Source organism: Ruegeria sp. A3M17 (assembly GCF_003318255.1).
Lineage (GTDB): Bacteria > Pseudomonadota > Alphaproteobacteria > Rhodobacterales > Rhodobacteraceae > Ruegeria.
Genome location: NZ_QOCF01000014.1, coordinates 290,703 through 314,586 on the forward strand (window position 1 = coordinate 290,703; position 23,884 = coordinate 314,586).

The following is a 23,884-nucleotide window of genomic DNA, read 5'->3' on the forward strand; positions in this document are numbered from 1 at the left end:
CTCCAACAACGGAGCCTCTTATGAACAAGATCACCCCGCAGCCCGGCATTATGGACATCGCGCTCTATCAGGGCGGCCAGTCGCATGTGGCGGGGGTGGAGCATGTGATCAAGCTCAGCTCCAACGAAAACCCGTTTGGTCCCAGCCCCAAGGCGATCGAGGCCGTGCGCGATAGTGCGGTGACGCTGCATCGTTATCCCAGCACCGACCACGCCAGCTTGCGCGCAGCGATTGGCGAACGGCACGGGTTGGACCCGGCGCGGTTAATCTGCGGCGTTGGCAGTGACGAAGTGCTGCAATTCATTGCCCAGGCCTATGCCGGGCCGGGCGATGAGGTCATCTATACCGAGCACGGGTTTTCAATGTACCCGATCATCGCCCGCATGGCCGGTGCGACGCCGGTGATGGTGGCCGAGTGCAATCGCCATGTGGACGTAGACAGCATTCTGGCCGCCGTGAACGACCAAACCCGCATCGTGTTTGTGACCAACCCGGGCAACCCAACCTCGACCATGATCCCCGAGGCTGAACTGCTGCGTCTGGCCGAGGCATTGCCCAAGACCTGCCTGATAGTGATCGACGGGGCCTATGCCGAGTTTGTCGACGGGTTCGACGGCGGTGCATCGCTGGTAGACCGGTTTGACAACGTGATTATGACGCGCACCTTTTCCAAGGTGTACGGTCTGGGTGGGATGCGTGTCGGCTGGGGCTATGCCGCGCAGTCGATCATAGGCGTGCTGAACCGGGTGCGTCAGCCGTTCAATCTGTCTTTGACCGCTTTGGTTGCCGCAGAGGCCGCGGTGAATGACATGGAATTCCTGTCCTTCTGTCAGACTGAAAATGCGCGCCTGCGGGTGTGGCTGTCGGAAGAACTGGCCAAGATCGGGGTTCCGTCGGATGCGTCCTGCACCAACTTTATCCTGGCCCGCTTTGCCGATCGTGCCGAGGCGGAGGCGTGCGACGACTATCTCAAGACTCAAGGTTTGATCGTGCGCCGTGTGGCGGGCTACAACTTGCCAAATGCCCTGCGGATCACCGTGGGCGACGAAGAAGCCTGCCGCCGTGTTGTTGCGGCCATCACCGCGTTCAAAGGGGGCACCGCATGACCCAAGTTTACGACCGTGTGGCATTGATCGGGCTGGGCCTGATCGCCTCGTCCATGTTCTGGGCGATCAAACGCGCCGGGCTTGCTGGCGAAGTGACCGGCTATGCCCGGTCCGAGGCGACACGTGACACGGCCCGGCGCATTGGCCTGTGCGACCGTGTATGCGATACCGCGCAAGAAGCGGTCGAGGGCGCGGATCTGGTCGTTCTCTGTGTTCCTGTCGGCGCGATGGGCGCTGTTGCAAAAGATATTGCACCTGTCTTGAAACCCGGGGCGACGGTGACAGATGTCGGCTCGGTCAAGCGTCACGTTATTCAGGCCGTTGGGCCGGAAATCCCGGAAGGTGTGCATTTCATCCCCGCGCACCCGCTGGCTGGGACTGAGCATTCTGGTCCGGAATCGGGTTTTGCAGAACTCTTTGACAACCGCTGGTGTCTTTTGGTCCCGGTTGAAGGCTCGGACCCGGATGCCATTGCCCGTTTGCGGGCACTGTGGGAAGGTTTGGGGTCAAACGTCGATGAGATGGACGCGGATCACCATGATCTGGTTCTGGCTGTCACATCGCACGCGCCGCACCTGATCGCCTATACGATGGTGGGCGTTGCGGATGATCTGCGCCGGGTCACCGATACCGAGGTCATCAAGTATTCCGCCGCTGGATTCCGAGACTTCACCCGCATCGCGGCCTCGGACCCAACCATGTGGCGCGACGTGTTTCTGACCAATAAGGATGCGACGCTGGAGATCCTTGGCCGGTTCACCGAAGAATTGTTCGCACTGCAGCGCGCGATCAGAACAGGTGACGGCGAGCAGCTTTTCGACTATTTCACCCGTACGCGCGCCATCCGCCGCGGCATCATTGATGCTGGCCAGGATACGGATGCGCCTGATTTCGGACGGGGAAAAACGAACCCATGACGCAGGGCTGGAGAACCATTCTGACCGGATTTGCAGCGCTTTGCGCAATGTCAACTCAGGCTGGTTCGCTGGAACGTTCGTTAATACCGATATCGCGACCTCAGGCTACACTTGCGGTCCTTAGCAGCGCAGTGCCTCAGCTGCCTCCGGCAACCATACGCCCAGAATTGCGGCCGGATTCGCCACAGGTTTTGGCAGCAGCAGCACGGCCTGCAGAGCTGCCTCTGCTTGGACCGGACACGTCGCTGATGCCTTATCTGCGGCCCAAAGCCCTGGAGCAGGAGGCGCTGTTCAAAAAGCGCAAACTGCGTAAAGGATCGGTGTGCGGCGACATCGATATTCAGGGCAAGTCAGTCGGGAAGGTACCGGGCAGGATCAAGGCTTGTGGGATCAAGGACGCTGTTCAGATCACCTCGGTCTCAGGCGTGACGCTTAGCCGTCCCTCCACGATGGATTGTGGAACGGCAATTGCGCTGAACAAGTGGGTTGAGAAAACGGTCAAGCCGACGTTCAAGCGACGCGGGCCGGTGGTTCAATTGCAGGTTGCCGCACACTACGCGTGCCGGACGCGTAACAACCGCAAGGGCGCCCGCATTTCCGAGCATGGAAAAGGCCGAGCGATTGATATCTCGGCCTTCAAGATGGCCGATGGAGAGGTTGTGACGGTCCTGAATGGTTGGCGCAAGAACCCGTCACAAAAACAACTGGTCAAAATCTGGCGCGATGCATGCGGGCCGTTTGGCACCGTATTGGGGCCAAACGCAGACCGGTATCACCGGGATCATTTCCATCTGGATACAGCCCGCCATCGTCGCGGGCCATACTGTCGTTAACGCAAGATCAAGCGGGGCGCAGGCCCCAGCGGCAAAGGTCCAAGCGCCACGAAACCGTCCCGGAAGTTAAGCTGCAGGTCTAGTGCATTTGGATTGCCGCCCAGCCCGGCCATGAAGTTCAGCGCGCGTGTCACCGGATCAACCGCCTGATCGGGCAGGGCACCTGCGGCGTTGGCCATGGCAATCATGTCGCGCCAGTTTTCAGCTTTGACCGCAATTTCGCCCGTTGGGATGCCCTGGTGGTCGATATCAAGCTCGCCTGCCGCAAACAGACGCAAAGCGCCCCATTTCATCTCGGCGAGGTTCAGGTCAATCATTACCGGTTGCGGTCTGCCCTGTTCCAATGCCGTGCGATCCCACGGCTTGTTGAACGTGGCGGTCATGTCCAGCTCGAGCGTCTCAAACGCCTGCGGCAATGTGGTGGCCGACCGCATCAATTCTCGCAGGCCGTCACCCGGGGTGAACCCGTCAATACGGGCGCCGATGGCATAGGTCACCGGAATAGAAGTCTGTTCCATGACCAGCGTCAGCGTATCACCTCCGGCCAGGGCTTCGGCATCGTCGGTGATCAGCCATGAACCAGCAGTCAACGCCATTTTTTCCAGTACCAGCGCGACACCGGGCTGTAGCTGCAGCTCGGCCTGCAGGTCGCTGGCTTTGATGGTTGCCGTCTGATCAAAATAGGACAGGCGCTGGGGGGTGTCAGCAAAGCGCAGCACCTGACGTCCCGGCCAGATTGCAGGGCTTTGGAATTCGATCCAATCGGCGCTCCATGCGGTGCCGTTGACTGGATCAGCCAGCGCCGGGCTGTTCAGGCGCGTAATGTGGCGCAACGGATACCCAGCTGTTGAAACATCGGAAAAGTCGGCCTGCCAACCTTGTTCCTGCTGTTTGTCGAACCAGGCGGTGATTGCATTGCGCAATCCGAATCCGGCGACGAACCAATAGGCGCTCCAGATAACCGTTAAGAAAATGACTACTCGTATTAGACCGCGCATGGCAGTTGGCCCTTTTTCCCGCGTTGAATTTGATGTTTATAGGCCGAAACGGGCAAGGACCAGAGCTATGACGATGTGGGTTTTCGGATATGGATCGCTGCTGTGGAATCCGGGTTTTCCGGTGGCCCGAAGCGAACACGCCACGTTGCATGGGTATGCGCGGTCCTTTTGCATGAGCTCGATCCACCACCGCGGGACCGAGGAACATCCGGGTCTGGTGCTGGCGCTGGACGAACAGGCCGACGCCAATTGCACGGGCTTGGCGCTTGCGGTCGAAGCTGGCCATGAAGAACGGACCCTTCAAGAACTGCGCGAGCGCGAGCTGATCTCATCCGCCTATGTCGAGAAAAACCTTGATGTGCATCTGAACACTGGCGAGGTCATCACCGCCGTGACCTATGTGATCGACGCAGACCACGTCCAATACTGTGGTGGTATGCCGTTAGAGGAGCAGGCGCAGATCATTGCACATGCGGTCGGCGGGCGCGGACCGAATACGGAATACCTGTATAATACTGCGGAACATCTGGCCGAGATTGACCTGCGCGATCCCGATCTTGAGTGGTTAGCGCAACGGGTGCGCAGCATCACAGCATAAACCCTTGGCGTCACCGGCGGATTTTGGCTAGATTCAAGCCAGAGCAGGCAAAAATCGGGAAACACGCGCATGGCGCAGGCACATCAGGGCGCGAGACCCCATTTCTCGCATCCCATCCGTCAGATTGTGATGATGTTGGTCGCAATTGGCCTGGCGGGATTGGGCGTCTTCATGGCGCTGCCTTATGTACTGCCGGTGTTTCAGGCTAACCCGTACCTGAACGGCTTTATCATTCTGGTTTTCATAATCGGCGTATTCGCCTGTTTCTTTCAGGTAACACAGCTGATTGGCTCGGTTCGGTGGATTGAGGCATTTGTTGGGGGCGTTGTCCGTGAAGACGCGCGCACACCGCAATTGCTGGCGCCTTTGGCGTCATTGTTGCGCGAACGTGGTGCACGGTCACAGATCAGTTCCAGTTCGACCCGGTCGATCCTGGATTCGGTCGCGGAACGCGTTGAGGAAGAGCGTGAGATCACGCGCTATATTACCAATGTCCTGATATATCTGGGCCTTTTGGGCACGTTCTTTGGCCTGGCGACTACGGTTCCGGCCATCGTTGACACGATCCGCAGCCTGAACCCGCAAGAGGGCGAAGAAGGGCTGGCCGTGTTCAACCGCCTGATGGTGGGGCTTGAGGCCCAGTTACAAGGTATGGGCGTGGCATTTGGTTCGTCTCTTTTGGGCCTTGCGGGATCGCTGATCGTCGGTTTGCTGGAACTGTTCACGGGTCACGGCCAGAACAGGTTCTACCGCGAGCTTGAGGAATGGTTGTCCTCAATCACCCGTGTTGGTTTTGCCGCCGCCGAGGAAGGTGGGGCCGAGATTGCGGTCCTGACACCCGTTCTGGACGCGATGTCCGAACAGATGGATGCGCTGCAAGATCTGTTTTCGGGGCAAGAGGCTGATCGTGCCGCCGTATCGGTCAAACTGGGCCAATTGGTTGATGCGATTGGTGAGATGAATGTGCGACAGTCTGAATCCGAAGGGGTGACAGCCGCATTGGAGCGCGTGGCCCTTGGGCAGGACGCCCTTCTGGATCACATGCGCGATCAGATGACAGGTGAAGGTATTGATGCCGAAAGCCGGATGCGTCTGCGGTCGATGGACGTACAGCTATTGCGCATCCTCGAAGAAATCTCGGCCGGCCGTCAGGAAAGCATGAGCGAACTGCGCAAGGATATCGAATTGCTGGTCAAAGCCCTGACATTGCCCCGAGGCGCCGTGCGCTCCACTCCGGAAGGACAGTAATCCATGGCTCTGTCCCGCCGCACAGGTCAACGTTTTCAGGGCTCGGTTTGGCCGGGTTTTGTTGACGCGATCACCGGGCTGCTGATGGTGCTGACCTTCGTTCTGACCATCTTTATGGTGGTGCAGTTCGTGTTGCGCGAAACCATTTCCGGGCAAGAGGACGAACTGACCGCCCTGTCAGATGAAGTCGCAGCGCTGGCCGGGGCATTGGGATTGGAGGAGCGTGAGAATAATCGTCTAGAGGCACGCCTTGGCGCGCTGAACACGACCCTGTCGCAAACTGAAGATACGCTGGCGCGGGCCGAAGTGGACTTGGCTTTGTCGCAGGCGCGTATCACGGATTTTGAGGCGCAGGTCGCCGCACTTCTGACGGATCAGGAGCGGGCACGCGGCGCGATTGCAACACTGGAATCCCAGCGCGCCAAGTTGCTGGAGGACCAAGATGCGCTGAACCTCGCGCTGGCGCAAAGCCGGTCCGAGATCGACGAACAGGCCGAAGCCGCCCGGCTGGCAGCCGCTCAACGCGAGGCGCTGGAGGCGTTGGTTGCGGATCTCGAACAAAGTGATGCTGCGCAATCCACCCGGATCAGTGAACTGGAAAACCAACTCAGCGCGGAAGAGGCCGCCAAGCTGGCCGAGGCTGCCGCTGCCGAGAACCTGCGCAATCGTCTGCAGAACGCGGATGCCGAGTTGACGGCGATGACGCTGGCATTGGAAGCGCAGCGCAAAGAAGCTGAGGATACACTGACCCTGCTTGCCGCAGCACAAGCCGCCAGGGCCGAGCTTGAGCGTCAGTTTGGTGCGCTGGATGCGGACGAGTTGCAGGCGCAACTACAAGCCGCTTTGGCTGCGCAGACCGAGGTGCAGGCCGAGGCACAATCGCAACGCTCACTGGCTGAAGAGCGTGCAAACCTATTGGCTGTGGCCCGTGAAGCGATCTCAGCTGAGAAAACGATTTCCGCAAAAGCGCAGCGAGAGACGGCGTTGTTGAATCAACAGATGGCGGCGCTGCGCCAACAACTTGGCGGGTTGCAGGCGTTGTTGGACGACTATGAAGAACGAAACGCAGCTTCGGACATTCGAATTCAGACCCTCGGTCAGGACCTGAACGCAGCTTTGGCCCGCGCGGCTTCGGAGGAACGCCGCCGACGTTTGCTGGAAGAGGCTGAGCGTGTCCGGCTTGAAGCCGAGGCCGAAGCTCTGTCTGGACAAAATCAGGAACTGGCGGCGCAGGCCGAAGACCTGCAGCGCTATCGGTCAGAGTTCTTTGGAAGACTGCGCGACGTGCTTGGGGATGAGGAGGGCGTTCGGATCGAAGGCGACCGTTTTGTGTTCTCGTCCGAGGTCCTGTTTGACACGGGTTCGGCCGTCTTGTCACCGGCCGGGCAGCAGGACATCGCCAAAGTGGCCAATATCCTGCGCAGCGTGGCGGCTGAAATTCCCGAAGGCCTGAACTGGGTGATCCGCGTCGATGGTCACACTGATAACGTGCCGCTGGCCGGTTCCGGGCGCTATCGCGACAATTGGGAACTTAGTCAGGGCCGTGCCTTGTCCGTGGTGCGCTACATGGTCGATGCGCTGGGTATCCCGCCGAGCCGATTGGCCGCAAACGGTTTTGGTGAGTTCCAGCCCGTAAACCCGGCAGACACCCCGGAGGCCCGGGCGCAAAACCGCCGGATCGAGCTGAAACTCACCGAAAGGTAACCGAGACACTCGTTAAGAATCCGGGTCAGCGACGACCGAACCGAAAGCTGCTATCAGGCGTGCCCGCAAAGCAGCGCGGGATGACCGGGTAACTTTCAGTCAGGAAATAAGCGTACGTTCCAGATGGATATTCAGGCGAAATCGTAAAGGCTCCGTTACATTCATCCAGATTTCCGGCGCTTGCTACGTAGGCGTAGTCCTCATTGAACGTGCCATCATGTTTTCCGTCGGGCGCGTTTCCTCCAGGGCGGTTGCCGCTTTTCAATCTGTACGACGACTTCATTTGCGCCACTTTCCCATCCACAACGCCGGTCATCGCATAGATCGGAAAGCCGTCAGCGGCATATCCGATCAGCGGTGGATGTCGGTTGGGTTTATAGTTCAGCAGCTCAATAAAACCCGTGGGGATGCCGTGATAATGGTATTTTCCGTTGGGTTGCACATGGGCGTAGTTTTCGTCGAACCCCAGTGTGACCGCGCCCCCAAGTGCATTGTAGGACCAACCCGAGCGGGGATTGCCCTGCCAGAATTCTGCGGCCAGCGGGTCGAACACGACGCCGTTCAGAGACACACCAAAGTTCCATCCCATTTCAAGCGGGGTGGTGGACCCATTGGATTTCGGGTTCGTCGGAACTTTCAAGTTGACGCCTTGCTCGGAAATGCTGTGCGGGTTGCCTTGGTTCGGAAAGCGCCCGACGAGGTGATCGGGGATCCCGTTGGCTGAGACGCGTATACTTTTGCGGGTCTCAGAGATTTCAGACTGGTTGTGCCCCGGATCAACCGTTGCGGCCTGCAGGCGCAGTGGCTGCGTTTCTGTCTCGTCGTGATACCGAAATCTATGCTGAGCGGTTGCTATGGCGGCAACGGCGGAAAGGGCGAATGCTACGCTCCAAACGGCGACGGTTTTGGTCATCAAAATCCCCTTTGCAATTCATCAGTGATAATGAAACGCGCAGGTTTGGCTGTTCCGTCGAAAAAGTTTGTGGCCGAAACGAAATCGCCCGGCTGCTGAACAACCGGGCGATTAGACTTGTTAGGCGAATGCGGCGTCTTAATCCGCGGTCAAAAGCGGAGGTTTGTCGCCCGGAATTCTTGGCTGATCGGGGCCAAGGATATCCAAGTTCAAATCGCCTTTCTTGACAGACACGCGGACCACACCACCTTTGGCCAGCTTGCCAAACAGCAACTCCTCGGCCAGTGGTTTCTTGATGTGTTCCTGAATGACACGGCCCAGAGGACGTGCACCCATCTTGTCGTCATACCCTTTGTCCGCCAGCCATTCGGCGGCTTTGGGGGTCAAGTCGATGGTCACATTGCGATCCAGCAACTGCGCTTCAAGCTGCAGAACGAATTTCTCCACAACCTGCAGGATGACCTCTTTTGGCAGCGGCGCGAATGAGATCACAGCGTCCAGACGGTTGCGGAATTCCGGCGTGAACATCCGCTCGATTGCGGCGGTGTCTTCGCCTTCGCGACGATCACGGGCAAAGCCGATGGCGGCCTTGGCCTGTTCCTGCGCGCCTGCGTTGGACGTCATGATCAGCACCACGTTACGGAAATTCACCGTACGTCCGTTGTGATCGGTCAACTCACCGTGGTCCATCACCTGCAACAGGATGTTGAACACGTCCGGATGGGCCTTTTCGATCTCGTCCAGCAGCAACACGCAATGCGGGTGCTGGTCGACACCGTCGGTCAGCAGGCCACCCTGATCGAAGCCTACATAACCCGGAGGCGCACCGATCAGACGGGAAACCGCGTGCTTCTCCATGTATTCCGACATGTCGAACCGCAGCAGTTCAACACCCAGCGTATCCGCCAGCTGTTTCGCAACTTCGGTTTTACCTACACCGGTCGGGCCAGCGAACAGGTAGTTGCCGATGGGCTTTTCAGGCTCACGCAGACCGGCACGCGCCAGCTTGATTGCACTGGACAGCGCCTCGATTGCCAGATCCTGACCAAATACGACACGTTTCAACGAAGCCTCGAGGTCTTTCAGTACCTCGGCATCGTCTTTGGTGACGTTCTTGGGCGGGATGCGGGCGATCTTGGCGACGACCGCTTCGATTTCCTTGACCCCGATGGTCTTGCGCCGTTTGCTCTCGGCCACCAGATGCTGCGCCGCGCCAGCCTCGTCAATTACGTCGATGGCCTTATCGGGCAGTTTACGGTCGTTGATGTAGCGGGCCGACAGTTCTACCGCGGTCTTGATCGCATCGGCGGTATACTTGATCTCGTGATGTTCTTCGAAATAGGGTTTCAGACCGCGCAGAATTTTCACGCTGTCCTCGACCGATGGCTCACTTACGTCGATCTTCTGGAACCGTCGCGCAAGCGCGCGATCTTTTTCGAAATGCTGGCGGAATTCCTTGTACGTGGTCGAGCCCATGGTGCGCAGCTTGCCGCCCTGCAGGGCGGGCTTCAGCAGGTTCGACGCATCCATCGCACCACCCGAGGTGGCACCGGCACCGATCACGGTGTGAATTTCATCAATGAACAGCACCGCGTCGGGGTGGTCCTCCAACTCGGTCACAACCGCCTTCAGGCGTTCTTCGAAGTCGCCGCGATATCGGGTACCAGCCAGCAGAGCACCCATGTCGAGAGAATAAATGGTGGTCTCAGACAGCACATCTGGCGCTTCGCCGCCAACAATCTTGCGCGCCAGACCTTCGGCGATGGCGGTCTTGCCCACGCCGGGATCACCCACCAGCAGCGGGTTGTTCTTGCGGCGGCGGCACAGGACCTGAATACAACGCTCAACCTCATCAGCACGGCCGATCAACGGGTCGACATCGCCTGCGCGCGATTTAGCGTTCAGGTCAATGCAGTATTTCCCAAGCGCGCTTTCCTTTTGCTCGCCTTCGGTGACGCCAGGTTGAGCCTCTTCCTCGACCTGATCCGCGCCGGATACCGAGCGGTTTTCGCCGTAGGCAGGGTCTTTGGCCACGCCATGCGCGATGAAGTTAACCGCGTCATAGCGCGTCATGTCCTGCTCTTGCAGGAAATAGGCCGCATTGCTTTCACGTTCGGCGAAGATGGCGACCAGAACGTTTGCACCGGTCACTTCGGTCCGGCCCGAGCTTTGGACGTGGATCGCCGCGCGTTGTATGACGCGCTGGAAAGCGGCCGTTGGAACGGCCTCAGAACCGTCGATATCCGTGACCAGATTGGATAGATCTTCGTCAATGAATTCGACCAGAGTGCTGCGCAGTTCTTCCAGATCGACGCTGCAGGCCTTCATGACGCGGATGGCGTCAGGTTCTTCCAGTAACGCCAGAAGCAGATGCTCTAGCGTTGCAAATTCGTGACGCCGTTCATTCGCAGCCGCCAAGGCCGCGTGGATGGCTTGTTCTAATGTGCTCGAGAATGAAGGCACGCGGGTGCTCCTCTGTCTTGGGTCGAAAGGGGCAGGCTTCGGCCGGAACCCCATCCCAACCATGTCCTCATACTATTAGAGTTTGGTTGATCGTGGCCCGGCTTCAAGGGTTTTCTTGCTCTTGACAGTCACATTTCACGTGACCGTGGCCGTGAGGAAGGCAATTTGGGTACTAGAAGCTGTCTTTTCTAGTCCGAATTTCAGAAAAAACTTCTGCGGGGTCCGAATTTTGCATACCCAAATGCGCCTGAATCGCCGGGTCAGCGGCTCGCAAAAACGGGTTTGTGGCCTTTTCCAGCGCCATCGTCGAAGGAACCGTAGGTTGCCCGGCAGCGCGCGCGCGGTTGATATCATCAACACGATTCTGCAGTGCGGTATTGGTTGGATCGACGGTTACCGCAAATTTTGCATTTGATTGCGTGTATTCGTGACCCGAGCATACGATTGTCTCATCGGGAAGCGCGGCCAACTTGCTGAGAGAGGCCCACATCTGCGGTGCCGTGCCTTCGAACAAGCGCCCGCACCCCAAAGCCATGAGGCTGTCTGCTGTGAAAACCACTGCGCTGTCCGACATGTAGAAGGCGACATGGCCAACAGTATGGCCGGACACATCCAGCACCCGAATCTGCTCGTTTCCGAATTCAAACGTATCGCCGTCACTGACCTGCTGATCCAGCGGGGGCAGGCGGTGCGCATCGGCAGCCGCGCCAACAACTTTGGCCGGGTGTTTTTCCAAAATGGCCGACAGGCCATCCACATGGTCCCAATGATGATGGGTTAGAAGAACATGGGATAATGTCCAGCCGCGCTTGTCCAACTCGGCCAGAATGGGTCCGGCTTCGGGCGCGTCGACCAGTGCGGTATTGCCGCTTGTGGCGTCATGCGCCAGAAATGCGTAATTGTCGCTGAGACATGGGATGGTAACGACCTCAAGAGGCATGGCCTTTTGCCCTTTCGTTGCTAGACTGCGCCCAGCTAAGCCGATTGACCGGGTGTCTGCAATGCATCTTGATGTGCAGGATTTGAGGAACTTCTACTATCGCAGCACTCTGGGGCGTGCCGCGCAAGCGGCGATCCGTGGGCGACTGATCGAGCAATGGCCCGAGGCCAAGGGGCAAACGGTTGCCGGATTTGGCTTCGCGGTCCCATTGCTGCGCCCTTATCTTGCGGACGCCCGCCGCGTCATCGGCCTGATGCCGGGGCCGCAAGGCGTCATGCCTTGGCCGGCCGGAATGCCCAATGTTTCGGTTCTGACCGAAGAAACCTTGTGGCCCATCGAAACAGGCCATGTCGACAAGCTGATTGTGATGCACGGGCTTGAGACCTCGCAGCGACCCAGCCAATTGCTGAGTGAGTGCTGGCGGGTGCTGGGGCCAGGGGGGCGCGCATTCTTTGTTGTGCCAAACCGAGCGGGTTTGTGGTCGCGGACGGACAAGACCCCGTTTGGCTTTGGTCGGCCGTACACAGCTTCGCAGCTGGAAAGTCAGCTCAAGGCGCATCACTTCATCCCGGAAAGCCATTGCTCGGCCCTGTATCTGCCGCCGTCATTCCGCCGTTTCTGGCTAAAGTCGGCGAGCCTGATCGAAAAGACTGGCCAAAGGCTGCCAACAGTCATGGCGGGCGGAGTGCTGATGGTTGAGGTGACAAAACACATCCGACCGCCCAGTGGCAGTGTCGCAAAGGATGCCGAACGACGTCCGATAAAGGCGCTTGATGGCCTTCTGAAACCAGCCTGAGCAGCCCGGTCGTTTTCCCTCTTCAATTCGCAAAAATTGAGGGAAAAAGGACACAGGAATCGCAAAAACCGACACTTTCGTAACATTTTTCGCTCGCGTAAGCCGGATAAAAGGGTCGCACCCTTCTTAAGTTATTGAAATTGAACATTTTGTGGATAAACCTGTTGCCGTGATAATATATTGCTAGCTGGGTTCGGCTCTGCTACATCCCCGGTGATTTTGATCCCCGACCGTCTGGCCGGGGTTTCTTCACGCCCCCGGGGTAGCTGCCGCAACGCGAATTCGGGGCCCAAAATATCGGAAGGGTGGACGTGTCCGAACCAGCTTCGATTTCCACAGGCATCGCCAAGCGCTATGCCACCGCGATCTTTGAGATCGCCAAAGAGAATAATGACCTCGCAGGTCTGGAAACCGGAATCAACGATCTGGCAGCAGCATTGGGCGAAAGCGCCGAACTGCGCGACCTGATCGCATCGCCTCTGGTTTCGCGTGCCGAACAAGAAGGCGCCATTATCGCAATCGCTGACAAAATGGGTCTGCACGCCATCATGCGTAACACGCTGGCTCTGATGGCGCAGAAGCGCCGGCTGTTCGTCGTTCCGGAGTTGGTGCAGGTTCTGCGCGACATGCTGGCAGACGAGCGTGGCGAAGTGACTGCCGATGTCGCGTCGGCCAAGGCGCTGACCAAGACACAACTGGAAAAACTGTCCAAGACGCTGTCCGAGCGTGTGGGCAAGACCGTGACAATAAATGCGACCGTTGATGAAAGCCTCATTGGCGGTCTTGTCGTTAAAGTGGGCTCGAAGATGATCGATAGCTCGATCCGTTCGAAGCTCAACTCCCTACAGAATGCAATGAAAGAGGTCGGATAAATGGGAATCCAAGCTGCAGAGATTTCTGCAATCCTGAAGGACCAGATCAAGAATTTTGGTCAGGAAGCCGAAGTGGCCGAAATCGGTCGCGTGCTGAGCGTCGGTGACGGGATTGCCCGCGTATACGGTCTGGACAATGTGCAAGCGGGTGAGATGGTCGAATTCCCCGGCGGCATCATGGGCATGGCGCTGAACCTGGAAAGCGACAACGTTGGTGTTGTTATCTTCGGTTCCGACCGTGACATCAAAGAAGGTGACATCGTCAAGCGCACCAACTCGATCGTGGACGTTCCGATTGGTAACGGTCTGCTGGGTCGTGTTGTTGACGGTCTGGGCAACCCGCTGGACGGCAAAGGCCCCATCGAATCCACCGAGCGTGGCGTTGCTGACGTCAAAGCACCGGGCATCATCCCGCGTAAGTCGGTTCACGAGCCGATGGCAACCGGCCTGAAATCGGTTGACGCGATGATCCCGATTGGTCGTGGCCAGCGTGAGCTGATCATTGGTGACCGTCAGACCGGTAAAACTGCCGTGGCTCTGGACGCGATCCTGAACCAGAAAGTCTATAACGAAGCCGCTGGCGACGACGAGTCGAAAAAGCTGTACTGCGTTTACGTTGCCATCGGTCAAAAGCGTTCGACCGTTGCGCAGCTGGTGAAGAAACTGGAAGAGTCCGGTGCGATTGACTACTCAATCGTTGTGGCCGCAACCGCGTCCGACCCGGCGCCGATGCAGTTCCTGGCGCCCTATGCTGCAACCGCAATGGCCGAATTCTTCCGCGACAACGGCCGCCACGCACTGATCATCTATGATGACCTGTCGAAACAGGCTGTGTCTTATCGTCAGATGTCGCTGCTGCTGCGTCGTCCGCCCGGACGTGAAGCTTATCCTGGCGACGTTTTCTATCTCCACTCCCGCCTGTTGGAGCGTTCGGCAAAGCTGAACGAAGACTTCGGTGCTGGTTCGCTGACCGCTCTGCCGGTTATCGAAACTCAGGGTGGCGACGTTTCGGCGTTTATTCCAACCAACGTGATTTCGATCACCGACGGCCAGATCTTCCTGGAAACCGAACTGTTCTATCAAGGCATCCGTCCTGCTGTGAACACCGGTCTGTCGGTTTCGCGTGTGGGCTCTTCGGCTCAGACCAACTCGATGAAGTCGGTTGCCGGTCCGGTTAAGCTGGAACTGGCTCAGTACCGCGAAATGGCTGCGTTTGCGCAGTTTGGTTCCGACCTTGACGCCGCGACCCAGCAGCTGCTGAACCGTGGTGCGCGTCTGACCGAGCTGATGAAACAGCCGCAGTACTCGCCGCTGACAAACGCGGAAATCGTCTGCGTCATCTTCGCCGGCACCAACGGTTATCTCGACAAGATCGACGTTTCTGATGTTGGCCGTTACGAAGCTGGCCTGCTGGCGCACCTGCGCGGCAAGCACGCCGACCTGCTTCAGTGGATCACCGACGAAGATCCCAAGATCAAGGGCGACGCTTCCGACAAGATCAAGGCTGCGCTGGACGAATACGCCGCAACCTTCGCTTAAGGGAGAGGCGGGCACATGCCAAATCTTAAGGATCTAAAAAACAGGATCGAGTCGGTCAAATCGACCCGCAAGATCACCAAGGCCATGCAGATGGTCGCGGCTGCAAAATTGCGCCGCGCCCAGGAATCTGCCGAAGCCTCGCGTCCCTATGCTGAACGGTTCAATGCCGTGATGGCGGGGCTGGCGGCATCGGTCGGGGGCAGCGACAGCGCCCCCAAGCTGCTCCGTGGTACGGGCAGTGATGATGTCCATCTGCTGGTTGTACTGACGGCCGAACGCGGTCTCTGCGGCGGCTTCAACTCGAGCATTGCCAAGCTGGCCCGTGTCAAAGCGGAAGAGCTGCGCCTGAAAGGCAAGACGGTTAAGGTTCTGACCGTCGGCAAGAAAGGTCGCGACGCGCTCAAGCGTGATCTTGGCGATCTGTTCGTTGGACATGTCGACCTGAGCGAGGTCAAGCGTCTGGGTTATACCAACGCACAAGACATCGCGAAGGACGTCATGTCCCGCTTCGACGGGGGTGAGTTCGACGTTGCAACGATCTTCTACTCGAAGTTCGTGAATGTTGTGACCCAGATCCCGACGGCGCAGCAGGTCATCCCTGCTTCGTTTGAAGACACAGAGCGTGACGACAGCGACGCCGTCTTCGATTACGAGCCCAGCGAAGAGGCCATTCTGGCCAATCTGCTGCCCAAGGGGGTCGCGACCGCGATCTTCTCGGCTCTGCTCGAAAACGGAGCCTCGGAACAGGGTGCACGGATGTCCGCTATGGACAACGCGACACGCAACGCGGGTGAGATGATCGACAAGTTGACGATCCAATACAACCGCTCGCGTCAGGCCGTGATCACCAACGAGCTGATTGAAATTATTTCCGGCGCCGAAGCGCTGTAGAGACAAACCGGAGACGAAACATGGCGAATGCAAAAGGCAAAGTCACACAGATCATCGGGGCCGTCGTCGACGTGCACTTCGAAGATCAGCTGCCTGAAATTCTGAACGCGCTGGAAACCACCAACAACGGCAAGAAGCTGGTTCTGGAGGTTGCACAGCATCTGGGCGAAAACACTGTCCGTACCATTGCGATGGATGCGACCGAAGGTCTGGTTCGTGGCGAAGCCGTAACCGACACTGGCGCACCGATCGCAGTACCAGTCGGTAACGCGACACTGGGCCGTATCCTGAACGTTGTGGGTGAGCCCATCGACGAAAAGGGTCCGGTGGAAACTACTGAAACCCGCGCTATCCACCAAGAAGCACCGGATTTTTCGGATCAGGCGACTGAATCCGAAGTTCTGGTCACCGGCATTAAGGTCGTTGACCTGCTGGCGCCTTACGCCAAAGGCGGTAAGATCGGCCTGTTCGGCGGCGCCGGTGTGGGTAAAACCGTTCTGATTATGGAACTGATCAACAACATCGCCAAAGTGCACTCGGGTGTGTCCGTGTTCGCGGGTGTTGGCGAGCGGACCCGTGAAGGTAACGACCTTTATCACGAGATGATCGAATCCGGTGTTATCGTTCCTGAAAAACTGGAAGATTCGAAAATTGCGCTGGTCTACGGCCAGATGAACGAGCCTCCGGGTGCGCGTATGCGGATCGCTCTGTCGGGTCTGACCCTTGCGGAACAGTTCCGCGATGCGACCGGTACCGACGTTCTGTTCTTTGTCGACAACATCTTCCGCTTTACGCAGGCTGGTTCCGAAGTGTCCGCTCTGTTGGGTCGTATTCCTTCGGCTGTGGGTTATCAGCCAACGCTGGCGACCGATATGGGCGCGATGCAGGAGCGTATTACTTCGACCAAGTCGGGCTCGATCACTTCGGTTCAGGCCGTGTACGTGCCTGCGGATGACTTGACCGACCCTGCGCCCGCCACATCGTTCGCTCACTTGGACGCGACCACGGTTCTGAACCGTGCGATTTCGGAAAAGGGTATCTACCCGGCTGTTGACCCGCTCGACTCGACCTCGCGTTTGCTCGACCCGGCCATCGTTGGTGAAGAGCACTATGCGGTTGCGACCGAGGTTCAGCAGATCCTTCAGCGCTATAAATCGCTGCAGGACATCATCGCCATCCTCGGCATGGACGAACTGTCGGAAGAGGACAAACTGACCGTGGCTCGTGCCCGTAAGATCGAACGCTTCATGTCGCAGCCGTTCGACGTGGCCCAGGTCTTCACCGGCTCGCCGGGTGTTCAGGTTCCTCTGGATGTCACCATCGCGTCGTTCAAGGCCGTTGTGGCCGGCGAATACGATCACCTGCCCGAGGCAGCCTTCCTGATGGTTGGCGGCATCGAAGACGTGATCGCCAAAGCGGAAAAGATGGCCGCAGAAGCCGCCTAAGGAGCACACCTGATGGCAAACACGATGCAATTCGACCTCGTCAGCCCCGAGCGAAGCCTTGCTTCGCTCAGCGCGACCGCGGTCCAGCTTCCCGGCGCGGATGGGGACATGACGGCAATGCCTGATCATGCCCCCACCATCACCACGCTGCGCCCGGGCATCCTGAAGGTCGAGGCACCCGAAGGGTCCAGTGAATATCTGGTCACCGGCGGGTTTGCTCAGATCAATGGCGATGGCCTGTCGGTTCTGGCCGAAAAGGCCATTCCGGTCGCCGAAGTGACACGGTCGCATCTGGACGATCTGGTCGCCGAGGCGCGTGCTTCGCACGACGCGGCCAAGGCAGGCGATGATCAGACAATTGTCGATGACGCTGCCAAACTGCTGGCCGACATGGAAGCCCTTGGAACGCATATGAGCCTGTAAGGCTCATCGCATTCCGACAGTTAGAAGCGGCCCCGTAAACACGGGGCCGTTTTTTTATCGTGATTTTATCAATGCGACGGGTTAAGGTCCGGAATTACATAGATAAAGACAAATCAATGAAGACGTTTCGAACCCATCCAATTGGTATTGACCAAGGCGAGGCAGTTATTTTTTCCGAATTCGCCGATGGTGGCGAAATGTGGACGGGCGAAGGACCCCGCCAGCGGCGATCGAGCGTTACGTTCAAGCAACCGTTCCGATCCAATCCAGTGGTTCAGATCGGTGTCTCTTTATGGGATGTGGACACATCTTCCGCTCTGCGCGCCGAAGTCACGGCCGAAGACATCACGCCAGAGGGCTTTAGCGCCGTTTTCCGCACATGGTCGGATACACGGATCGCTCGGATAAGGGTCACATGGACCGCCATCGGAGAGGTGGCCCATGACGACGATTGGAATATCTCTTAACGCAACAGGCCCCCTGTCAGTGGGCCCAATGTGTGATCTCTGGATAGGTAAGGCAGTTTAGTCGCCTTGTGCCTCGATCATGTCCACACGAGTTGCGTGGCGGCCACCTTCAAACTCGGTGCCGAGGAATGCATCCACGATATCAAGGGCCTGACCTTCGCCCACGACACGCGCGCCAATCGACAGCATGTTGGCGTTGTTGTGCGCGCGGATCATGCGGGCCGAGAAAGCGTCAGAACACACGCCACAGCGAATGCCCGGAACCTTGTTGGCCGCCATCATGATGCCCTGACCTGTACCACACAGGACGATCCCAAGTTGGCAATCACCAGCAGCAACAGCCTGAGCTGCGGCTTTTCCGTGGATAGGGTAGTGCGTGCTTTCGGGAGTCTTGGGACCGATATCGACGACCTCCCAGCCTTGCGCTGCGATGTGGTCGGCGACCGCCTGACGCAGCTCGATGGCCGCGTGGTCGCTGGAAAGAACAATGCGTTTTGAGGCTGTCACGGGTACGTCCTGTCTTGCTGTGTTGACAAAAAAGGGCGGCTGTTACGCCACCCAACTTGGTCAGTCCATGTGATACATCGACTCGTAGATCGGCGTCAGAGTCTTGTCCTCGAACAACGAAGACACGCTTGTTCCGTTCCAAATGTTCAGGATCGCCTGCGTGAAAATAGGCGCGGTTGGCACGATGCGGATGTTCTTGGCGTTGGTGATCTCTTTGGTAGGCTGGATCGTGTCGGTCAGCACCAGAGATTTCATCACCGAATTGGTCACACGTTCGACCGCCGGGCCGCTCATGACACCGTGGGTGATGTAGGAGTGTACTTCTTTCGCGCCGTTATCCAACAGGACCTGAGCCGCCTTGCACAACGTACCGGCAGTGTCGCACATGTCGTCAACGATAAGGCATATCTTGTCTTTGACGTCACCAATCACTGTCATCTCGGCCACTTCGCCCGCCTTTTCGCGGCGTTTGTCCACGATCGACAGGGGGGCGTTGATACGCTTGGCAAGCTCGCGCGCGCGGGCCACGCCGCCAACGTCAGGCGATACGACCATAAGCTCGTCCAGATTGTCTTGGAACTGGTGTTTCACATCCAGCGCAAAAATCGGCGATGCATAAAGGTTGTCGACAGGCATGTCGAAGAACCCCTGAATCTGTGCTGCGTGCAGGTCCATGGTCAGGATCCGCTCGATCCCGGCACCGGTCAGCATGTTGGCCACCAGCTTGGCGCTGATCGGCGTCCGTGCCTTGGTGCGGCGGTCCTGACGGGCATAGCCAAAGTAGGGGATCACGGCGGTGATACGCTGTGCGGAAGACCGACGCAGCGCGTCAGCGATAATCAGCAGCTCCATCAGGTTGTCATTCGCCGGGTTCGATGTCGGTTGGACAATGAACATGTCCTCGCCGCGCACGTTTTCGAACACTTCGACGAAAATCTCGCCGTCATTGAAGCGCTCGACCCGCGCATCGACCAGATTTTGATCGACGCCGCGATACAGGCTCATGCGTCGCGAGATGGATTCGGCAAGAGGAAGGTTGGCGTTCCCAGCGATAAGCTTGGGTTCGTTGAGTGTCGGCATCGGCTGAGGTCCCCGGGCAGCAATGGCAATGTGACAGATTCGTGATGTTGACACCGCTTAGCACGGGTCTAACGTCCAGCAAAGATAACGCAGCGGAGAAAGTGCAGATGACCCAGATTGACTACTATTTTGCGACACTCTCGCCCTATACCTACCTGGCGGGTATGCGGTTGGAAGAGGTCGCGGCGAAACATGGCGCGACGATCAATTACAAACCGCTGGATATTGTCGCCCTGTTTGGGCGCACGGGGGGCACTCCACCCAAGGACCGCCATATTTCGCGGATCGAATATCGGGCGCAGGAACTACAGCGACAGTCCAAGCAACTTGGGATGGAGTTCAATCTGCAACCCGCGCATTGGCCAACCAATGCGGCGCCATCGTCCTATGCGATCATCGCGGCGATCAAGGATGCGTCAGGCGATGTCGGAAAACTTGCGCATTCCTTCGTGCGGGCCTGTTGGGCCGAGGAGAAAGACATCGCGCAGGATGATGTGATCCGCGATTGCCTGACGGAGGCCGGTTTTGATCCGGGGCTGGCGGATAGCGGCCTTCTGGTGGGCGCGGAAACTTATGCCGCCAATCTGGAAGAGGCCGTGGATCGCGGCGTATTTGGCGCGCCGTTTTACATCACCGAAGACGATCAGCGGTTCTGGGGGCAGGACCGGCTGGATGATCTGGACCGCCATTTGTCGGAACTGAAGGGGTGAGGGACACCCCCCTGGCAGACAACATCTTTGTCAGAACGTTGGGGCAGGGCGCGCGCGAGGTGCTCGCCCTGCACTGCACAATCGCGCATTCCGGGGCGTGGTCGGGGCTGTCGGCGGAACTAGGGGGCGAAGCGTCATTTACGGCCCCCGACATGCCGTCCCATGGCCGCAGTGCAGATTGGGACGGGCACGGGGATTTCTTTGACCTAGTGACCCAACTGTCGGCCGCGCACCTGACCGAACCGATGGACGTGATCGGGCATTCCTTTGGCGGGATGCTTGCCCTTCGGCTGGCTGTCGAGTTTCCGGACCTGGTCCGCAGTGCTGTCCTGATCGAGCCTGTGTTCTTTGCGGTTGCGATTCAGGACACGCCCGAATTGGTGCGGCAACATGATGAAGAGGCGAAACCTGTCTCTGATGCGCTCGCGGCCGGAAATTTGGAGCAAGCCGCCCGTTTGTTCAACCGGATGTGGGGCGCGCAGGATGGCCCACGATGGCCCGAATTGCCAGAGCGAACCCGCGCGGGAATGATCCGCGGTATTCACGTTGTGCCCGCCGTTGATGACGCTTTGTTCCTTGATCAGAAGGGGATGTTGAAGCCAGGTGTTCTGGACCGCGCATCCATGCCGGTTCTGATCCTGAGCGGGTCTGAGACGCACCCCGTCATGCCCGCGATCGGAGAAGGTCTTGCCCGGCGGCTTCCCAATGCCAGAACGGGCGTTGTTTCGGGTGCTGACCACATGGTCCCAATCACTCACCCGGATCAGACGGCTGCCACCATTCGAAAGTTCTGGGGTGGTCTATCCTGAACCATGTTGTGGACAGGATGACGCCCCAAATCCCTGAACTCACAACAAGCCGATGAACCGGTCGATATCATTTGAGTTGATCGACCAGTCGCAGACCAGTCGACAGGCCAGGATCTCGTCGTCATCCGTACCATCCAGCTCTGCGCCCCATAGGTGATAAACTGCGCCCGCTTGGTGCAACTGCTTGTGCCGTGCGCGCGAAAACTGCGCAAAGATCATGTTGGCTTGCGGCTCATGCAGGAAGGTTGCGCCTTTGGCGCGTAGACCATCGGCCAGATGTGCGCAGTTAGCGTTGGCTTGTCGCGCCATCTGCAGCCACAGATCATCCTTCAGATATGCGGCCATCTGGGCGGACAAGTAACGATGCTTGGAGAACAGATGCGCACCACGCTTGCGCCGCAGTTCGAATTCCCAGGCCTTGGATTCGTCAAAGAAAACTACCGCTTCGACACCCATCAACCCGTTCTTGGTGCCGCCAAAGCTGACCGCATCGACGCCCGCTTTCCACGTCATCTCAGCGGGCGAGCAATTGAGTGCGACCAACGCGTTGGTAAACCGGGCACCATCCAGATGAACTGGCAGGTCGTATTCATTGGCGATACTGCACAGCGCCTGCAATTCGGCCAGTGAATAAACCGAGCCACGCTCTGTCACCTGAGTTATCGACACGGGCCCACGCTGGGGGCCGTGCACGCCACGTGTTTCTTCGGCCAAAATCGAGCGCCGCAGCGCTGCGGGCTCCATCTTGTCGCCGCCCGGCACCAATGTCAGCTTTGCGCCGCTATAGAACTCGGGCGCGTTGCATTCATCCTCGTGGATATGCGCGACGGGGGAACAGAACACGGTTTCCCATGGGTTTGAGAGCGTCGCCAGAGCCAGCGAATTCGCGGCTGTCCCGGTAGCCACCAGGTAGACCGCCGCGCCCGGCGCTTCGAAGATTCCGCGAATACGATCGCGCACTTCGTTCATCAGGGTGTCCGCGCCATAGGCCATTTGATAGCCCTGATTGGCTTCGTTCAATGCGGCCATGACCTGTGGGTGAACCGGACCGGAATTGTCAGAGGCGAAATACATCAGCTGGGTTCCTCAATGATATAGTCTTCCCACTCTTCCAAGGGGGTTTCGAATTCGGACACTGTGCGCCCCTGAACTGACATGCCGGCGGCGTGCACGCTGTCCGGTGTACCTGATATCAGGGGATGCCAGTCATAAAGTGGTTTCCCTTCCCACAGCAGCCGATAGGCGCAGGTCTGGGGCAGCCAATAGGCGTGATCGTCGATGTTGTTGGGCGTCATCACGATACATTCCGGGACGAATTGATGGCGGATGTCGTATTGCGTGCAGCGGCAGGTCTCATCGTCCAGCAGACGGCAGGCGACGCAGGTCAGGGCAACCTCGCCGGTGTCCTCATCCTCAAGCTTGTTAAGGCAGCATTTGCCGCAGCCGTCGCACAAGGCTTCCCATTCGCGCTGGTTCATCTTGGTTAGCGGTTTGCGTTCCCAGAACCGTGGGCCAAGGCCTTTGCGGTCGATCGGATCGGTGGTCATAGCGCGGCCAGCAGGATGCGCGCCTTGTCACAATCGGCATCCATCTGCGCGATCAGGGCATCCAGCCCGTCAAACTTCATCTCGGGGCGCAGGTATTCAACCAGGCCGACGGACAGGGTCGAACCGTACAGATCGCCTGAGAAATCGAACAGGAAGGTCTCGATATTCGGAACCTCTCCGTTGAACATAGGCCGTACGCCGACAGAGGATGCGCCGTGATAGCTGCCCTGATGAGGTCCGTCGAGCACATCGACCAGCACCGCATAGACGCCAAACTTTGGTGGGTGCAACCCTTCGATGGACATATTCGCGGTAGGGAACCCAAGCTCGCGCCCGCGTTGTTCACCGCCGATCACTTCGCCCTCGACGCGGTGCCAATGGCCCAGCATTGCCGCGGCGTCGCGGGGGCGGCCATCGGTCAGCGCGGTGCGGATCCCGGTCGAGGATACCACATCGTCAGACCGTTCCATCAGCGGTGCAATGGTAACGCCAAACCCCATCTCTTGCCCGAACCGGGCCATGTCTTCGGCGGTGCCACTGCGCCCTTTGCCGAAACAGAAATCCGCGCCGACCACCACGTGTGACAGGCCAAGGCCGTCACAAATCACGTTTCGGGCAAATTCTTCCGGAGTCAGCCCCGCAAGCGCCGCGTTGAACGGCAACTCGTATAGTTTTTGCACGCCCAGCTTTTCCAGCCTATGCGCACGCGCGTTCCCACGCATCAGACGAAAGGGTGGGGCGTCGGGCGCAAAATACTCGCGCGGATGTGGCTCGAACGTCAGCACACCCAATGGTGCGCCGGGGGCCACATTGCAGGCCAACTCAATCACCGACTGATGGCCCACATGCACGCCATCAAAGTTCCCGATTGCCACACTGGCACCGCGGTCTTCTGGCTCGACAAACTGGAAATCACGGATGATCTGCATGCAGCTTGCCTAGCGGGACTGGAGACCGGGTTCAAGCACCTGATTGGTACAAATGCCTGGCAGTGCAGGCAGGGATATCAATCTGCGCCAATAAGATTGCTGGTCGAAGGTTGCGCAAAAAAAAAGGCGCCGTATCCGGCGCCCTTCGT

24 protein-coding genes are annotated in these 23,884 nt (G+C 58.4%); 15 read left to right on the plus strand and 9 right to left on the minus strand.

The genetic code is table 11. The features are described from left to right. Positions 1-20 precede the first annotated feature (20 nt). From hisC to DS906_RS08845, 3 genes are read left to right on the plus strand one after another with little or no spacing between them, the layout of a single operon-like run. Complete coding sequence (gene hisC, locus DS906_RS08835) at positions 21-1,106, plus strand: histidinol-phosphate transaminase (RefSeq protein ID WP_113789817.1); 1,086 nt, start codon at positions 21-23, stop codon at positions 1,104-1,106. Next, entirely contained in the window at positions 1,103-2,023 is a 921-nt protein-coding gene (locus tag DS906_RS08840) for a prephenate/arogenate dehydrogenase family protein (protein WP_113789818.1), read from the plus strand. The genes hisC and DS906_RS08840 overlap by 4 nt, the downstream gene beginning before the upstream one ends. A 47-nt stretch (positions 2,024-2,070) precedes the next feature. Continuing rightward, positions 2,071-2,856, plus strand: coding sequence for an extensin family protein (locus DS906_RS08845; RefSeq protein WP_233494737.1), 786 nt, complete (start codon positions 2,071-2,073; stop codon positions 2,854-2,856). Here DS906_RS08845 and DS906_RS08850 read toward each other — a convergent pair. After that, a complete protein-coding gene (locus DS906_RS08850) occupies positions 2,853-3,854 on the minus strand; it encodes a DUF2125 domain-containing protein (RefSeq protein ID WP_113789820.1) in 1,002 nt (333 codons plus the stop codon). The genes DS906_RS08845 and DS906_RS08850 overlap by 4 nt on opposite strands. A gap of 67 nt (positions 3,855-3,921) precedes the next feature. On the opposite strand from DS906_RS08850, the gene DS906_RS08855 reads away from it, so the two are divergent. The 3 genes from DS906_RS08855 (at position 3,922) to DS906_RS08865 (ending at position 7,404) form a co-directional block, all read left to right on the plus strand. Continuing rightward, positions 3,922-4,452 carry a gamma-glutamylcyclotransferase gene (locus tag DS906_RS08855; protein ID WP_113789821.1) on the plus strand — a complete coding sequence of 177 codons (531 nt, stop codon included), beginning with the start codon at positions 3,922-3,924 and terminating at the stop codon, positions 4,450-4,452. 69 nt (positions 4,453-4,521) lie between these two features. After that, a complete protein-coding gene (locus tag DS906_RS08860) occupies positions 4,522-5,700 on the plus strand; it encodes a biopolymer transporter ExbB (protein WP_113789822.1) in 1,179 nt (392 codons plus the stop codon). Positions 5,701-5,703: 3 nt separating this feature from the next. After that, entirely contained in the window at positions 5,704-7,404 is a 1,701-nt protein-coding gene (locus DS906_RS08865; protein WP_113789823.1) for a peptidoglycan -binding protein, read from the plus strand. Positions 7,405-7,429: 25 nt separating this feature from the next. Here the strand turns inward: DS906_RS08865 and DS906_RS08870 are convergent, their stop codons facing one another. The 3 genes from DS906_RS08870 to gloB all read right to left on the minus strand — a co-directional run bounded on the left by DS906_RS08870 (position 7,430) and on the right by gloB (position 11,720). Then, a complete protein-coding gene (locus tag DS906_RS08870) occupies positions 7,430-8,317 on the minus strand; it encodes a YHYH protein (protein WP_113789824.1) in 888 nt (295 codons plus the stop codon). 138 nt (positions 8,318-8,455) lie between these two features. Further along, positions 8,456-10,780 (minus strand): ATP-dependent Clp protease ATP-binding subunit ClpA, encoded by a 2,325-nt coding sequence (gene clpA / locus DS906_RS08875; RefSeq protein ID WP_113789825.1) that lies wholly within the window; start codon positions 10,778-10,780, stop codon positions 8,456-8,458. A gap of 172 nt (positions 10,781-10,952) precedes the next feature. Further along, positions 10,953-11,720, minus strand: coding sequence for a hydroxyacylglutathione hydrolase (gene gloB, locus DS906_RS08880; protein WP_113789826.1), 768 nt, complete (start codon positions 11,718-11,720; stop codon positions 10,953-10,955). A 61-nt stretch (positions 11,721-11,781) separates the two neighbouring features. Here gloB and DS906_RS08885 point away from each other — a divergent pair, with 61 nt between their 5' ends. The 7 genes from DS906_RS08885 to DS906_RS08915 all read left to right on the plus strand — a co-directional run bounded on the left by DS906_RS08885 (position 11,782) and on the right by DS906_RS08915 (position 18,153). Then, entirely contained in the window at positions 11,782-12,516 is a 735-nt protein-coding gene (locus DS906_RS08885) for a class I SAM-dependent methyltransferase (RefSeq protein WP_058275506.1), read from the plus strand. A 311-nt stretch (positions 12,517-12,827) separates the two neighbouring features. Continuing rightward, positions 12,828-13,388 carry a F0F1 ATP synthase subunit delta gene (locus DS906_RS08890; protein WP_108859262.1) on the plus strand — a complete coding sequence of 187 codons (561 nt, stop codon included), beginning with the start codon at positions 12,828-12,830 and terminating at the stop codon, positions 13,386-13,388. Further along, a complete protein-coding gene (gene atpA, locus DS906_RS08895; protein WP_113789827.1) occupies positions 13,389-14,927 on the plus strand; it encodes a F0F1 ATP synthase subunit alpha in 1,539 nt (512 codons plus the stop codon). 15 nt (positions 14,928-14,942) lie between these two features. Beyond that, entirely contained in the window at positions 14,943-15,818 is an 876-nt protein-coding gene (locus tag DS906_RS08900) for a F0F1 ATP synthase subunit gamma (RefSeq protein ID WP_113789828.1), read from the plus strand. A gap of 20 nt (positions 15,819-15,838) precedes the next feature. Further along, positions 15,839-17,263, plus strand: a complete 1,425-nt coding sequence (gene atpD, locus DS906_RS08905; protein ID WP_113789829.1) for a F0F1 ATP synthase subunit beta — start codon at positions 15,839-15,841, stop codon at positions 17,261-17,263. A gap of 12 nt (positions 17,264-17,275) precedes the next feature. After that, positions 17,276-17,686, plus strand: coding sequence for a F0F1 ATP synthase subunit epsilon (locus DS906_RS08910; RefSeq protein WP_113789830.1), 411 nt, complete (start codon positions 17,276-17,278; stop codon positions 17,684-17,686). Between the two features lie 116 nt (positions 17,687-17,802). Then, positions 17,803-18,153 carry an H-type lectin domain-containing protein gene (locus tag DS906_RS08915; protein ID WP_113789831.1) on the plus strand — a complete coding sequence of 117 codons (351 nt, stop codon included), beginning with the start codon at positions 17,803-17,805 and terminating at the stop codon, positions 18,151-18,153. A 57-nt stretch (positions 18,154-18,210) separates the two neighbouring features. Here DS906_RS08915 and rpiB read toward each other — a convergent pair whose 3' ends face one another. Continuing rightward, a complete protein-coding gene (gene rpiB / locus DS906_RS08920) occupies positions 18,211-18,660 on the minus strand; it encodes a ribose 5-phosphate isomerase B (protein ID WP_113789832.1) in 450 nt (149 codons plus the stop codon). Positions 18,661-18,720: 60 nt separating this feature from the next. Then, complete coding sequence (locus DS906_RS08925; protein ID WP_058275513.1) at positions 18,721-19,740, minus strand: ribose-phosphate pyrophosphokinase; 1,020 nt, start codon at positions 19,738-19,740, stop codon at positions 18,721-18,723. Between the two features lie 107 nt (positions 19,741-19,847). Between DS906_RS08925 and DS906_RS08930 the strand changes: the two genes are divergently transcribed. Together DS906_RS08930 and DS906_RS08935 are read left to right on the plus strand one after the other, a co-directional pair. Then, positions 19,848-20,450 (plus strand): 2-hydroxychromene-2-carboxylate isomerase, encoded by a 603-nt coding sequence (locus DS906_RS08930; protein WP_113789833.1) that lies wholly within the window; start codon positions 19,848-19,850, stop codon positions 20,448-20,450. After that, positions 20,447-21,259: an alpha/beta fold hydrolase gene (locus DS906_RS08935; protein WP_113789834.1), complete on the plus strand. Its 813-nt coding sequence runs from the start codon at positions 20,447-20,449 to the stop codon at positions 21,257-21,259. Before DS906_RS08930 ends, DS906_RS08935 begins: the two co-directional genes overlap by 4 nt. 39 nt (positions 21,260-21,298) lie before the next feature. On the opposite strand, the gene DS906_RS08940 is transcribed toward DS906_RS08935, so the two are convergent. The 3 genes from DS906_RS08940 to DS906_RS08950 are packed head-to-tail and all read right to left on the minus strand — an operon-like array spanning position 21,299 to position 23,735. After that, a complete protein-coding gene (locus tag DS906_RS08940; protein WP_113789835.1) occupies positions 21,299-22,333 on the minus strand; it encodes a low specificity L-threonine aldolase in 1,035 nt (344 codons plus the stop codon). Next, positions 22,333-22,806, minus strand: coding sequence for a YcgN family cysteine cluster protein (locus DS906_RS08945; protein WP_113789836.1), 474 nt, complete (start codon positions 22,804-22,806; stop codon positions 22,333-22,335). The genes DS906_RS08940 and DS906_RS08945 overlap by 1 nt, the downstream gene beginning before the upstream one ends. Further along, entirely contained in the window at positions 22,803-23,735 is a 933-nt protein-coding gene (locus tag DS906_RS08950; RefSeq protein WP_113789837.1) for a bifunctional riboflavin kinase/FAD synthetase, read from the minus strand. Before DS906_RS08950 ends, DS906_RS08945 begins: the two co-directional genes overlap by 4 nt. Positions 23,736-23,884: the final 149 nt, after the last annotated feature.